Below are 15,952 nucleotides of genomic sequence, written 5' to 3' on the forward strand. Positions count from 1 at the left end.
TTAATTGTATTAGAGGTGGTTTGGTAGTTTTATTATAAAGGTAGTGCCTTTGCCTTGTATTGTGTTAACCTTTAATTCGCCACCATTACTTTTAGTTATGATATCATAGCTCATACTCAGACCAAGACCTGTTCCTTTTCCTGTGGGCTTTGTTGTGAAAAAGGGCTCAAAAATCCGGTTCAATATATGTTCAGGAATCCCGTTACCATTATCAGTAATTCGTATTTCTATGGTAGTATTAACTTTTTTAGTGCTTACTGTAACTGTTGGTTTATAGTTTTCTATTCCAGATTTCTTTTTTTCATCAACGACGTAAAAAGCATTCGTGATTAAATTAAGAATAACGCGTCCAATATCTTGAGCGACGATTTCGATAGTACCTATAGAGTCATCAAAATCAGTTTTTATATCCGCATTAAATGATTTATCCTTTGCTCGTAATCCATGATAAGCTAATCGTAAATATTCATCAGCTAGCGCATTGATGTTGGTGGGTTCTTTCTCACCATTGCTGTTTTGGCTGTGCTGCAGCATCCCTTTTACAATAGAATCGGCACGTTTCCCGTGGTGTGTAATTTTTTCAAGATTTTGTTTAATATCTACGGAAATAGCTTTCGCCTCTTCAATATCTCCTTGGTCTAACTCGTCGTTCATCTCATCAATAAGTTCATTACTTACTTCGGAAAAGTTATTTACAAAGTTTAATGGGTTTTGAATCTCGTGGGCAATGCCTGCGGTTAATTCGCCCAAACTTGCCATTTTTTCGGATTGAATTAACTGACTTTGAGTGCTTTTTAGATTTTCTATCGATTTGGTCAATTGGTTGGTTCTGTGCGATACTTTTTCTTCCAATAGTTTGTTTTCTCTTTTTAAGGCTGCAGAACGGTAGGCAATAAATGATGAAATGGCAATAATAAATAGAATGCTATATAACACATACGCCCACCAAGTTTTCCACCAAGGTGGCGAAATAACAATCGTAATACTTGGGTTTTCTGTACTCCATACGCCATCGCTGTTTGCTGCTTTTACTCGAAACGTATAAGCTCCTGGCGACAAATTTGTATACGTAAAATTGCGGTCTGTTCCGGCTTGGACCCATTCGTTGTCATAACCGTCCAGTTTGAAAGCATAGGTATTTACAGCAGGATTGTCATACTGTAAACCGACATAATTGAAGCGAACTCGATTTTGTTCATACGTCAATTGGATGCCATTTTTTCCGTAGGTTAACATAGGTTCCAATGCATCGGTTTCAGCTTCAGGATTAATGACTCCAATACTTTCTATCTGCACTTTTGGTGGAAACGGATTGGCATCGAGTGCTGCAGGGTAAAACACCACAATTCCATTTGATAGGGTCGTCATGAAGGTGCCATCTTCTAATTTAAAAAACTCTCTATAACTTGCATTAAATGTATTTCCCGTTAAAATGGTCGATAATGGAAAATTTTTAACAGACAGGTCTTTTGGGTTGACTTTTGAAAATCCTCTATCCGTTTTTATCCATAGGTATCCTGAAGCATCTTCTTGGATGCTCTTTACTGTATTGAATAATAGCCCAGAACCTTCATTAAGCTGTCGTGTCCATTTGCCATTCTTACGGTCAAATTCGAATAGTCCCCCTTGATAGGTACCCACCCAAAGCCGACCGGAAGTGTCTTCATAAATAGAGGTGATACAACTCATAGCCGGATCATTTGTGTCTGTATATGTTATAAAATTATCATTTAGGGAATTGTATAAGTTTAAGCTTCCGTGGTTTGTACCTACCCAAAAATTGTGTTGTTGGTCTACATAGGTTGTCAAAACGCGATCATCATCTAAAGCACCTGTATTTTCTGGGGTGCTTTTTTCTTGATTGTCTCGATATGGATAGTGTTTAAATTTTTTAGTTTTTGGATCGAACGAAAAGATGCCTTTATCGGTTGATGCTTCCAACCAAATGGTGCCATTTTCATCTTCGGTGGGTTGATTTAGATGGCCATTTTCAACTTTGTTTTCGGTAGAATAGGTTTCTTTCCTCCCAGTTTTAAGCTCATAAAACACTAAATTTTTGTTCGTAGCGATGTAAAGATTGCCGGCTTTGGTCACGTGTCCTTTACCACTATATCTCTCGCCTTCATTAGCAGTAAATGTTTTTATAAATGTATCACTGTTTGGTTGCCATTTGTAAATGGTATTTTCGTTACTAAACCACAAGTAGCCTTTTGTGCCAGAGGCAGGTGTGCACCCTTCTTTTGGATAACTATTGTCTTGTTTTGGATCGTGTTTGTAAATATTAAAGCTGCTTTTTTTAGCGTTGCTTTTATTGGCTCCGGCCCAACTAAAACCGACCCATAAGGTGTTGGTATGGTCCACCATTTTAACACGTAAATCCTCATTTTTAAAAACAGAGCCTGGCCGTTCGGCATCGGGAACGTAGCTTTCAAATTGTGTTGTTTTAGAATTGAAATAAACCAATCCATCATTAGAGGATAACCATAAATTACCTTCCTTGGTTTCTTTTATATCGTATAACCATTTTTGGAAAGCAGCTCTGTTAGTATCAAACCCAGTTTTAAAATAGTCCATGGTTTCTGTTTTCCGGTTGAATCGCACCATACCATCATAACCAGCAAACCATAACTGTTTGCTTTTGTCCTCATAGATTCCATTCTGATTAAAACTGTTTATACCTATTAAAGTATTTTGGTCAATAGAAGGGACTGTTAAACGTTCTGGTTTGGGTTGAAACTTTGTAATACGTTCTGTTTTTGTATCAAAACGAAGCATTTTATTTTCTTTGATATCAATCATCCATAAGATGTCTTTTTCTGATGGTGCTTCATAGATAAAACCAACATCCAACGTTTGGTTGGAATCCTTTGAAGTAGCATAGCCTTTTAATGGTGTGTCCGTTCCTTGATAGCTATAAAAGCCATTGCTCGTCCCAAACCATACCGTTCCTGACTGTGAGGTAAAAGCCGAATAGATGTGTGATGCATCGACATGGTTTGCATTTTTAAATTGTTTACCAAAAAACTCAAAATCGCCTTTAGGGTCTAATTTCCATAGGTAGAATTCTTGATAATCGTTAGTAGCGGTTCCCCATAAATTCCCTGCCTTGTCTTGTGTATATATGGTATATGAAATTGAAAGTTCCTTTTCAGGATATATAAATTGGGTAAAGGTATCAGTAGCACGATTGTATTTAAACAGTCCATTGCTACCTGTACTTACCCATACGGTATTATTGTTGTCCAAAAAGATACTGCGAACGCTCGTAATTGGGTCTAAGTTTGTTTCTTTGGTGCCTAGTTGGTAGATTTTATAGTCGTAACCATCATAGCGCACCAATCCGTTTTGTGTGCCCATCCAAATGTAGCCAAGATCATCTTCTACCATAGCTATAACCGAGCTTTCGGGCAAACCTGTAATGACGTCGTGTTTTTCAAAATACACTTGGTTTTGTTGTGCTTGTACTGTGGATAAAAATCCAAGTATTAAAAATAGGTAATAATTTAAGAATGATTTCATAAGTTTATATCTATTGATTTATAAGGACATATGTAGTTCGCAATTAATCATTTTGTTTGATAATAAAATTTTAAACAGGCTCGTGTCATTTGTTTTTCTTTAAAATACGAATTGGTGTTAAATAGGTAATTCAATGTTAAATTTGGTGCCTTCTCCTTCTTTTGTTTCTACAGTCAATTCGCCACCATGTCCTTTAGTCACAATATCGTAGCTCATACTTAAGCCTAAACCTGTGCCTTGACCTGTCGGTTTGGTGGTGAAGAAGGGTTGGAATATTTTTTTCTTAATACCGTCTGGCATGCCGTTGCCGTTATCGGTGACCGTAATTTCTACAGTATTATTTTTCTTTTTAGTAGCGATAGAAACAAGAGGTTTGTAGGCTATATCTCCCGAAGCTTTTGCAGCGATACCTTTCTCATTCACGGCATAAAAAGCATTGGTGACCAGATTTAAAACCACCCGCCCGATATCTTGAGGGATGATCGTGATTGTTTTAATACGGTCATCAAAATCAGTTTTCATGTCTGCATTAAAGGATTTATCCTTTGCTCGTAAGCCATGATAAGCTAATCGTAAATATTCATCAGCTAGCGCATTGATGTTGGTGGGTTCTTTTTTGCCATTGCTGTTTTGGCTGTGCTGCAGCATCCCTTTTACAATAGAATCTGCACGTTTGCCGTGGTGTGTAATTTTTTCTAGATTTTGTTTAATATCTATGGAAATCGTCTTAGCTTCTTCAATATCACCTTTATCGAGTTCTTCGTTCATTTCATCAAGGAGTTCACTACTTACTTCAGAAAAATTATTGACAAAGTTTAACGGATTTTGAATCTCATGTGCAATCCCAGCCGTGAGTTCTCCTAAACTTGCCATTTTCTCAGATTGAATCAATTGACTTTGAGTAGCCTTTAGGTTTTCTAAAGAGGTATTCAATTCTTTGGTGCGCAGGGTTACTTCTTTCTCAAGCGTATTTTTTTGTTCAGAAAGTATTCTAGTGTTTTCAGTAGATAGTCTTTTTACCTCTACTAATTGTGAGGCCAAAGATTTACTGCGTTGGCTAAAATTATACCCTAAATAAATAGCAATACTTAAAGGTAATAGCATAAACGAAAGACCAGAAAAATAAACATCGGATGTTGTTGTATCAACTCCAAATGCCTGAAGAATAACGTTCGAAATAAAGTAGATAAAAATTAAACCCATGCAGCTTATGAATATGCGGGCAGCTACGCCATTTGTTTTAAGGGCACGAATACTAAGTATGATGATGGCAAACTGGTATAATAATAGTACAAAGGCGAAATATGAAATTGGATACACTACGTCAGATACCAATTCTAAGAAAAACAACAAACAAAGCGTCCAAAACCAAAAGCCTAAACTGCGGTTAAAAATACGGTATATACAAAATAGCATTAATAATAGTCCAATACACATAGCAATAAATGTAAAAACATTTAGCCAAAACGTATTTGAAACCATAGAGGATTCCAGGGAACGGGAAATTAAGAATAATGAAAGAAAAAATGTAGAGAGCGCAAAGAAGCCATTAATTTTTTCCTTGGGAAAAAACAAAAATAATGTAAAAAACAAAATGGAAATAAGCGACGTAGCGCCCAAGCTGATATCAAAATATTTCTGCCCTACTTTCGTTAGAGCGAGTCTATTATTTAGAGAAACGTCAGGGCTATTTAAAACAGATAAGGTTGTTAGCCGGAAGCCAATCTCATGAGAACCATTATATATAGGGAAATCCCAATTGCCTGTTGTATAACGTATAGCGAGCAGTTGCTCCTTACCTGGTACCAGCGGAAGTACAAAGATATCATCCCAAGCCTTTTTGTGAGCGCTATCTGGATTGCTCGGCTCACCAAAATTGTTGAGCAGTTTTCCGTCGAGATAGATTTCTGATGCGCCCAACTCGCTCACAGTAAAAATTATAGATTCTTTAAATGACGCCTCTATTTTTATCTTTTTTCTAAACCAAACTATTTCATTTTTTCCTGCAATAGCGCTATTGTCCACCCAATTGATATTACCATTGGTTTGTGCAACCACAGGTTTCCATAGCTTGTCATCATAACTGGGTTGCGCCCAATACAAATCATCTCCTTTGTTATAAGTCCAACCTTCATCTAAGGTTGTCCAGCCTTCGTTAAGGCTTTTATCTAATAATTGAATAGCACTCGATTGCCCCATTAATCCCAAAGGCATCCATAGTAGTAAAAACAAGATGTGTTTTATCATAATCGTTAGTTATTGTAAGGTATTTGTATGATGAATGTTGTTCCTGCGTTTTCCTCGGTCTCCACGCTTAGCTGGCCTCCATGACCTTTAGTAATAATATCATAACTCATGCTCAATCCCAAACCTGTGCCTTGTCCTGTGGGTTTGGTGGTAAAGAACGGTTGAAATATTTTATCTTTAATGCCGTCTGGCATGCCATTACCATTGTCTTTTATTGAAATCTTCACAGCATGGCCTTTGCGCTCGCCCATAGCCCCTACAGGGGTGTCCAACAACTTTGTGGAAACTATAACGGTAGGTTCATAGGTTGTTAACCCTTTCAGATTTCCATGATCTAAATCGTTTTTTTCAATCGCCATTTTCTTTTCGTTTACGGCGTAGAAAGCATTCGTAATCAAATTTAAAATAACGCGTCCTATGTCTTGGGGAATCACATCTATCTTGCTAATAGATTCATCAAAATAAGTTTTCATATCTGCATTAAAATTTTTGTCCTTGGCACGCAGACCGTGATAAGCTAGACGAAGATACTCATCTGCAAGTTTATTGATGTCTGTGGGTTCTTTTGTTCCACTGCTGCTTCGGCTGTGTTGGAGCATTCCTTTTACAATGGCATCTGCTCGTTTGCCGTGGTGGGTTATTTTTTCTAGATTTTGTTTAATGTCTTTTGAAATGTGTTTCGCCTCTTCAATCTCGCCCTTATCTAATTCCTCGTTCATTTCATCTATAAGCTCATTGCTTACTTCAGAAAAGTTATTGACAAAATTTAACGGGTTTTGGATCTCGTGTGCAATACCAGCGGTTAACTCGCCTAAACTTGCCATTTTTTCGGATTGAATGAGTTGGGACTGAGTCGATTTTAATGTTGTATAAGCTTTCTCAACTTCCTTTGATTGAGCAAGTTCCCGGTCGCGGGAGCGGTCTTGTTCTTTCTTAAGTATGCGTTCTTTTTGAACCCGAAAAGCCAAGAATCCCAGACCACAAAAGGCCAAAAAGTAAATGCAATAGGCATAGGCTGTTTGCCAGTAGGGTGGGTGAATGGTGATTTTCATTGTAGCCCCTTCCTCATTCCAAATGCCGTCAGCGTTAGATCCTTTCACTCTAAACGTATAAGTACCCGGAGAAAGATTGGTATATGAAGCAGTGCGGTTGAGTGAGGGCTGAGTCCATTGCTCATCATAGCCTTCGAGCATCCAGGAATATTGGTTGTCCTCTGGTCTTAAGTAGTGCAAGGCGACAAACTCAAATGTCAAATTCTTTTGCCAGTAGGCTATTTCTATCTCATCAGTGAAGTCTATAGCCTTGGTAAAGATGTCTCCATCAGGCGCAGCGTAGCTGCTATCCATAATGGTCATATCTGTAATCCAAACTTTGGGTGGAATGCTGTTCTTTTCTTCAAAAAGTGCTTTGGGATCGATGCTATTAATACCTTCGTCCCCTAAAATCCAAACCTCACCATTAAAAAGGGCTACGGTTCTATTAGATCTTGACCCCAACAAAACACCATCTTCTTCTTTGAAATTTGTAAATACTTTGGTCTTCGGATCAAATACAGATAGTCCCCTCTGGGTGGTGAGATACAATCTCCCTTCAGCATCAGAAGTTAATTGGTTATCGTTTCGATAATTTCTTGTGCTTATATCGTTGTGAAGTAGGCCTTTATCCTGACCATAATTGGTTGTTGTATTGAATTCGGGATTAACATTTACGAGTCCCGTTCCACTATAGGTGGTGAGCCACATGGTGTTATCCTGGCCAATAGCCCAATTGCCTGAAAATGATTCTCCAGTACGAATCCTCTCAATTTTGTCGTTTCTATATGTATGTAAGCCTCCATCTGTAGCGATCCAGATAGTACCCACGCGATCTTCAGTAATAGTTAAGATCTCGTTGCTAGACAATGAGGATTCATCGTTTGGAATCCTATTGTATTGAACAATACTATCGTTAGGTAGAAGTTTAATGATTCCAAAATCGTTATCATCACTATCTCCAAACCAGCCATTGCCATTTGAATCTTGAAAAAATGAATCGGCGTTAAATCCTTTTGTTATGTTGCGATCCAATTCATAAAGCGTCTTCCCATCAAGTCCAACAGCTTCAATGCCATTTTCTTTCAATACCCAAATATGCTTTCTCAGCGGATCGTACCTTATCATATTCATTTCCGCACCCTTCTGGAAAGGGGTGAAAGATTTGGAAAATTCATCATATTTGGCAAATCCATTACTTGAGCCTACCCAAATATTTCCTTGATGGTCTTCTATGAATTCCCGTGGGTTCTTGAAGGGAAATTGGTTCTTTTGGAATAAGAAAATCTGAAATTCTTTAGCATTTGCATCCTTTAGCATCACTCCGCCTGAGAAGCTGATCCAGAGCCTTTTTTTACGATCCTCAAATGGTGTATTGAGCGAATCAATTTTAAGTTGCTCTTTTCCAAAATGTGTGACGGATTTTATTTTCTTGAGGTCCTCTTTGTACAAGTTGGGTCGTGTGCCCAACCATTTAGTGCCTGAAAAATCTATCTTCATCCTAGACGGCCAATATTTTAGCACTTTAGGATTCTCCCTGGCATTAAAGCGATCGTTGTAAATGGTAAACTCAGCAGTTTCATAATGATACTTCCAAACGAATTGATTAGCTGTATTAAGATCCATGAAGTAGATGTCGGCATTGGTTTGTAGTAGTGGGTACTTTAAGCCTGTGCTACTTATCTGTTCTAAAGCACCTTCACCATAAATTAATTCTGTCTGCTCATCAGTATTCAAATTGTGAATGGTCAAATACTTGCCAGAAGTACACCACAGTAGATTTTTTTTATCCAAAAAGCACAAAGGCTCACTATTTTCTAAGTCTGTTTTAAATTCAATAATCTTCGCTATTTTTTCACTCATAATGTCAATCAAGTAAGCGGCCGATTGAGTTGTCACTACCAAAAACTTTTCGGACATCCCTATTCTTATGAATTCAGCAGGTAAAACCGTACCATCTATGGTATCTTCAGGCTCAAATTTTGTCTGAAACGAGTCCGTTACAGGATCATATTTTTTAATGCTCGAGGATGTTTCATCTAGTATCCAAATAGAATTGTCTGCGGCATTTGATACAATACGCCCATTACTGATGAGTTCATTAAAAACCCAACTATTAGTTTTTTGTGGATACTGACTGATGATATGGGTGCGTTGATCATACCGGCAAAGCACAGCGGTATCCAAATCCCTAGAAAAGCTGGAGAACCAAATGTCATTTTTCTGATCCACTAAATGCAATCTAACATCGGGAAATGGTAAGCGCGTTGCGTCAGGAAGGTACAAAATGTTAGTAAAATGTTTGGTCTGCGGATCATAGGATGAAAGACCTGAATTTAAAGCAACACTTCCGATCCATAGCTTACCCTTCTTATCTTTCAAAAGCCCGCCATTTAAATTTCTGTTTTGAAGGCTATTCGCTTTGCCTTGCTCATGGTTTAGCCCAAATAGCTGCATATCATAGCCATTGAATTTGACTAATCCATTCTGTGTAGCAACCCAAATAAAACCTTGGTCATCCTCAATAAAGTTGAAGGCCACTTCTTCGGGTAAACCTTCTTTTACCCCATATTCCTTAAAGTAAATTTTATCCTCCTGTGACAGGCACAGGAAAGAACTCAATACTAAGTATATTATAATAAGCTGTTTCATATGTTTATATCTAGTGTTTTTTATCGGTCACACCTCCCTACCGGCAGGTGGTACATCCATTTAATCATTCCCTTGGTATCATGATATAGTTATGGATGTTTCATATTTCTTGATTGATTGGTAATATTATAGTGAAAGTAGTTCCTTTACTTGCAGTACTTTCAACTGCTATCTCGCCGCCATGTGTTTTAATAATATCATAGCTCAAACTCAACCCTAGCCCAGTACCAGAGCCTGTGGGTTTGGTGGTGAAAAAGGGTTGAAATATCTTGTCTACAATGTCTTTAGGGATTCCGTTGCCGTTATCTTTTACTGAAATTTGTACAGCATTGCCTTTGCGCTCGCCCCCGGTCCCTAAATGGTTGTCCATCATTTTTGTAGCTATAGAAACTGTTGGTTTAAAGGCTGAGTCTTCTGAAGTTTTTTTACGCTCGTTCGTTGCATAAAAAGCATTCGTAATTAAATTTAAAATAACGCGTCCTATGTCTTGCGGAATCACATCAATCTTGCTAATAGATTCATCAAAATCGGTTACCAGTTCCGCATTAAAAGCTTTGTCCTTGGCACGCAGGCCATGATACGCCAAACGCAAATACTCGTCTGCCAGTTTATTGATATCGGTAGGTTCCTTTTCTGCGGAACTGGCGCGACTGTGTTGCAACATCCCTTTTACAATAGCATCAGCACGTTTGCCGTGGTGGTTGATTTTTTCTTCATTACTGATCACATCATCGGCAATTGCTTTTACATCTTCTAAATTTCCTTTTTCTAATTCCTCTTTCATTTCGGTAAGTAATTCTTTGTTTACCTCAGAGAAATTATTGACAAAGTTTAAGGGGTTTTGGATCTCATGCGCAATTCCGGCAGTTAATTCTCCTAAAGATGCCATTTTTTCGGATTGGATTAATTGTGCTTGAGTTTCTTTAAGCTTTGCAAACGCTTCTTCAATTTTTCGTTTAGCCTTTTGTTTTTGCCTGTTGTTCCAAAACAAGAAAATCAATATCAGTGAAATTACTACGATGATGCTGTACATCAGATTTCTTTCTTCGGCAATCTTCTTTTCTCGTTGTAATAATTCAGTTTTAGTTGCTAAGTCTTTTTGAGATTGTTCTATTTCCATTCGTGCCTTCTCGGCAATTTTCCCTGAGGCTGCAGTACGTGCATTTTGATTGAGTGAATCATAAATCATCCTATATTGCAAAGCTTCTTTATATTGGCCGAATTTTTTTCGACTTTTAAACAAGGCCCTGTATGCGTCTCTTAATTCTTTGATAAGATTGTTATCTTCCGCCGTTTTTAATGCTTTATTAGCATAGTGATATGCACTGTCTTTTTTATTGAGTTGAGTAAAAGCGTTCGACATTAGAACATAATCGTAAGCAATCATAGGCTTAAAATCTATTTTTTTATAATACAATAGATCTTCCCTATAAATCACGATAGCAGCAACGTAATCTTTTTTTGTAATAAATTGATAAGCCATTCTTGAGTTCACCCTTGTTTCTAAATCTTTATCATTTAATTTGATGGCAATTTTTTTGGCGCTGTCGAATAAAGGCTCGGCTTTATCCCATTGTCCATTTATCATATAAGAACTTCCTAACAATAAGCCAGTCTTCGCTATTTTTTCATCATTTCTTTCAGATTCGGCTATAGATAATGCCTTTTCTGCATGATAACGCGTACGTTCGTTATCACCCATCATTCTGTATCCTTCAGAAAGTTGGTAATGTAAATAATAATAGGTTTTGGTAAGACGGTTAATTTCTGCAACTTCCAACGCTTGCAGTATATTTGCAACTTCAGCATCATATTTTTCTAAACGACCTTCAATTGCGGCTTGCCCTAAAAGTATATCTATAATACCTTCTTTATAATTAATCTCTTTTGCCAGTTGCATCGCTTTTGAAAAATACTGATTGGCTTTTGCAGGTTCTTTATCAATAAAACCGTAAGCGTATTTAAAGATATTCTGAACTTGAATTGTATCCTTTTTTTTATAGCTTTCCATAACCAGTTTTAAACTGTCTGAATTCTTTATTTGAGCCCTACTGTAAAAAGTAGTAAGGCAAAAAAGTAAAATAAAACTAATTTTTTTCATACTAAATAGTGTTAATTGGTAAGATGATGCTAAACGTTGTTCCTGCCTGTCTGCCGCTATTGCTATCTGAAAGGCCCTCATTTTCTATAGTTTCCACAGTCAATTCTCCACCATGACCTTTAGTAACGATGTCATAGCTCATGCTCAATCCCAAACCTGTGCCTTGCCCTGTGGGTTTGGTGGTAAAAAAGGGTTGGAATATTTTTTCCTTAATTTTATCTGGCACACCATTGCCATTGTCTTTTATTGAAATCTGCACAGCATTGCCTTTGCGCTCGCCCCCGGCTTCTAAAGGGGGGTCCAACAACTTTGTGGAAACTATAACGGTAGGTTCATAGGTTGTTAATCCTTTCAGGTCTCCATGATCTAAACCGTTTTTTCCAATCGCCATTTTCTTTTCGTTTACGGCGTAGAAAGCATTCGTAATCAAATTTAAAATAACGCGTCCTATGTCTTGCGGAATCACATCTATCTTGCCAACAGACTCATCAAAGTCAGTTTTTATATTTGCATTAAATGCTTTGTCTTTGGCTCTTAAGCCATGATAAGCCAAACGCAAATATTCATCGGCCAATTTGTTAATGTCGGTCGCTTCTTTTTTATCTCCACTAGCGCGACTGTGTTGCAACATCCCTTTTACAATAGCATCCGCACGTTTGCCATGGTGGTTTATTTTTTCTAAATTCTGAATGACATCAGCCATAATAGCGTGCACTTCCTCCATATCTCCATTTTCGATTGCCTCTAGCATTTCGTCTAAGAGTTCTTTACTGACTTCTGAAAAATTATTAACAAAGTTTAATGGATTTTGAATCTCGTGTGCTATGCCAGCAGTCAGTTCACCAAGACTTGCCATTTTTTCAGATTGAATCAATTGGGTTTGGGTGGTCTGTAATTCTGACAAGGCATTTTCTACACTCACTTTAGCAAGCTCTAATTGGATGAAATCTTCATATCTAGAATACGCTATGGAAAAAGCTTGTGCAAGAGTCTTTATGAGATCAATATGTTCCTCAATGAGTGGTTCAGAATTGCCTACATATAACATGCCTTGTTTAAATGGTACGAGCTGTAATACCAGTTTTTCAGGAGGTGTTTCTCCAGCTTGATATTTTTGAACACTTTCAATCTCACCATATTTCATGAATGTTTTCGAGTTTTTAATAAATTCACTCTGATTCCATGTTTCTTTATAATCTTTTTGAAGCCTCCAGTTAGTCAGAGCTGGTTGTATTATAGCTACTTCAGTGTCATCGAAACCGATGTGTAAAGCTGCTAGTGAATCTCCAGAAGGAGATGACAAATAAGCATGAACCATTTGTTCGTCTTCCCGAATGATGAAAATGCCACACCTAAAAAATGGCACACCCAATGTTTTTAATTCTTTCCAAACTAAAGGTGTAATACGTTCTAAATCTTTAGTGTTTCGCATCGACGCTATTTCTGCTCTTACGCGATCTAATGACGATTGTTTTAGAGCTTCTTTTTCACGAGCTTCTGCATCAATTAAATCTTTGTAGCGTTTATAAGTAAGACTAAGTACTGACGTGAATTTTTTATAGACATTCAACTCCGTTTCTTCTAATTTAGTTTCGGTAGCTACGTAAAATGATCCTTCGGTAAACATCTGAAAATAAATATACTGAACCGCATTTTTTGAAAATTCGGGGACCGATAATTGTGTATTAACATGTTGGAAGTAGGCCTTTAATTTTGCGCCTTTTAAAGTGAGAAGATAATCGTTTTGAGATAGCCAATGCTTATACCCTTGTTTCAAAAAAGGGTTCTTAGAAAAGTCCAATGTACCTCGTGCCTCTTGCAATTCCATATTAACTGTTCTGCTAATGGTGGTTACCTCACAGATGTGAGAATCTTTTTTAAGTAATGACACCCCTAATCGTAATACTGGGACAGCACTTAAGTTTACAAATTCATTGTAAAATGTCTTAATGGCATCAGACAAATCATCTGAGCTGTGCATCGCCATTGCTTGAGATCTTACACGCTCAAGAGCAGACTCTACTTGCGCTTTTCTAGCTTGCGCCTCTGCTTTTTGTAAATCCATAAAACGGATGTAAGCTTGTTCAAAGACTTTTGCAAAACGTTTTATGATTTCAGCATCACGCTCTGAGGGTACAATTCCAGAATGCGAAGGGATAAGAATGGCTGAATTTTTTTGCCAAGCAAATGAGAGTGTGTAGTCTGTCGATTGAAGAATGAGTTGCTTGAATTCATCTGGAAAGTTCCTATAGTCGCTATGTTCAAAAGCGTATTCAAAGAATTTATTTTTGTCTTCTTGAGGATAAGCTTGACTGAAATAAAGTTCACCACTGTTCTTAGAATCCCAAGCCTCATTGAAAGTCTTATCATCAAAATAAGGAATAAAATAACTGCCAGAATGAGAAAAGTCTGGTGCAGAAATCCAATGGATCACATCTTTGTTGTCTGGAAAATAGGTGCAAATAATGGCTCCACCTGCATCGAGTATAACGCCTAATTCTTGCAATTTTTCAGCAACGACAGCAATCACTTCCTGCAATTCATCTGGTTTGTGCATTGCTAAGGAACGTGACCGGACTTTCTCTAAAGCCCCTTCAATCTGTGCTTCTCTTGTTTGTGCTTCTGCTTTTTGAAGGTCGAGAAAGCGAGTGTAAGCCTGCTCAAAGACATTGCCAAAACGTCGAATTAATTTGAGGTCTTCGTTAGAAAAAAGCGCATCACTATAGCGATTAATAGACAGTCCAGAGTTTTCCATAGGAACACAAGCACGAGACCAACCTTTTGCATCAAATATTAGCTTTTTTCGTTCTTTTGCGATTTTGGAATCATCGATATGCTTAAAGATAAATCGGAAATAGCTGTCCTTTTCTTTTTTTGAATAATAATCTGAATAATAGGATTTATTTTCTCTTCTCGCTTTAAAATAGTTGTCGTTTGCAATATGTTTAAATGAAGGCATATGAATCTTTGAATAGGGGCCACCTGATGCAGCAGACCATAAGGTCATTCCATCTTGAGGGTTCTCAATATCAAAATCTGTGATGAGAACTGCGCTAGAATGATTGACACCAAGGTTTTTCAGCTCATGATTGAGTAAACTAATAACCTCAATAAGCTGTTCACTTTCGTGCATACCCATACTGCGCGCACGCACACGTTCTAAGCTTGTTTCAATCTGAGCTTCTCTAGCCTGTGCTTCAGATTTTTGAAGATCCAGGAAGCGGGTGTAAGTTTGATTAAAAACAGTACCGAAGCGTTTGAATATCGCTGCTTCTTCTTCTGTAAACTTTGAATTATTTAGTCTTTGAAATATCAAAACAGAATTACTGCTTAAGGCTAAAGCTCTCGACAATCCAGGAGTGCTAAACATAAAGTCTTGCCGTTCTACGGGTATCCTTTTTAAATCTGAATAGGTATATAAGCGTTTAAAAAAGCGGTCTTTATCTGCCTTTGAAATCTGTTCTGTATAAAATTCAATGCCCTTTTCAAAAGCATCAATGACCTTTGAAGTAATTGGGCAGTCTATAAATGGAATGTAAAATTTCTCCATATATCCTAGTTCCTTATTGGCAAACCAAGAGTAACACCCACCATCTAACTTCCAGCCAGTTAAATCTGTGACGATCTGACTTCCATGCGTATCTATGCCTAATGCAACAACTTCTATGTCTAAAACCTTAACCACTTCGACCAATTCCTCACTTTTATGCATGGCCATAGATCGGCTTCGCAAACGCTCCAAAGCCCCTTCAATCTGTGCTTCTCTGGTTTGTGCTTCTGCTTTTTGAAGGTCGAGATACCTCTTATAAGATTGCTGAAAAACAGACCCCATGCGTTTTATGATCTCATTTTCTTCTGAGGTATAGGCAAGGCTGTTATAACGCATTACAATGAGTGCAGTATGCTCAAACAATACCACTGATCGTGATGCACCAGCCGTGGATAGAATAAATTCTTGCCGCTTTAGGGGGACATCGGTATGGCTAGAGTTTTTGAAGTAATGCCGAAACATTTCATCTTTCTCAGATTTTGATTGGATGTGAGTGAAAAAATCTTCAAGCTGAGTTCTTGCTTTATAGAACCTCGTAAAAAAAGTGTTATCAACCGATGGTAAATTCACTATTCTAGGATAAACCTGTCCGTTGGCAGCAACCCAAAAATGCATATATTTTTTATCATCAATCCGCTCTAAAAGTAATGCAGAATTGGCTTCAACGCCAAGCTGTTCTAGGTTAACAAAAACTTCTGTGACCACGGTATGTAAATCTGAACTTTTATGCATAGCCATAGAGGCAGCACGGACATGCTCTAAAGCAATTTCTACCTCTTGAGAACGCTTTAGTGACTTCAGCTCTTGTTGCAGTTTTACGATGTCTGTCTCTGTTTTCATGCGTTTATTTTT

5 protein-coding genes are annotated in these 15,952 nt (G+C 37.7%); all 5 read right to left on the minus strand.

What is annotated here, in order from left to right; genetic code table 11:
• Positions 1-9: 9 nt before the first annotated feature.
• Complete coding sequence (locus H593_RS20605) at positions 10-3,519, minus strand: sensor histidine kinase (protein WP_084142355.1); 3,510 nt, start codon at positions 3,517-3,519, stop codon at positions 10-12.
• Between the two features lie 117 nt (positions 3,520-3,636).
• Entirely contained in the window at positions 3,637-5,766 is a 2,130-nt protein-coding gene (locus H593_RS21350) for an ATP-binding protein (protein WP_245585071.1), read from the minus strand.
• Between the two features lie 5 nt (positions 5,767-5,771).
• The gene (locus H593_RS20890) at positions 5,772-9,449 is read right to left on the minus strand and encodes a sensor histidine kinase (RefSeq protein ID WP_157588917.1); all 3,678 of its coding nucleotides are present in this window, start codon (positions 9,447-9,449) and stop codon (positions 5,772-5,774) included.
• 100 nt (positions 9,450-9,549) lie between these two features.
• The gene (locus tag H593_RS21355; protein WP_245585072.1) at positions 9,550-11,550 is read right to left on the minus strand and encodes a tetratricopeptide repeat-containing sensor histidine kinase; all 2,001 of its coding nucleotides are present in this window, start codon (positions 11,548-11,550) and stop codon (positions 9,550-9,552) included.
• 1 nt (position 11,551) lies between these two features.
• Positions 11,552-15,940 (minus strand): sensor histidine kinase, encoded by a 4,389-nt coding sequence (locus H593_RS21360; RefSeq protein WP_051229791.1) that lies wholly within the window; start codon positions 15,938-15,940, stop codon positions 11,552-11,554.
• Positions 15,941-15,952: the final 12 nt, after the last annotated feature.

Source organism: Psychroserpens burtonensis DSM 12212, from assembly GCF_000425305.1.
Lineage (GTDB): Bacteria > Bacteroidota > Bacteroidia > Flavobacteriales > Flavobacteriaceae > Psychroserpens > Psychroserpens burtonensis.

Coding starts and splice junctions, on each gene's coding strand:
- H593_RS20605 (WP_084142355.1), bottom strand. CDS start 3,519: ATGAAATCATTCTTAAATTATTACCTATTTTTAATACTTGGATTTTTA.
- H593_RS21350 (WP_245585071.1), bottom strand. CDS start 5,766: ATGATAAAACACATCTTGTTTTTACTACTATGGATGCCTTTGGGATTA.
- H593_RS20890 (WP_157588917.1), bottom strand. CDS start 9,449: ATGAAACAGCTTATTATAATATACTTAGTATTGAGTTCTTTCCTGTGC.
- H593_RS21355 (WP_245585072.1), bottom strand. CDS start 11,550: ATGAAAAAAATTAGTTTTATTTTACTTTTTTGCCTTACTACTTTTTAC.
- H593_RS21360 (WP_051229791.1), bottom strand. CDS start 15,940: ATGAAAACAGAGACAGACATCGTAAAACTGCAACAAGAGCTGAAGTCA.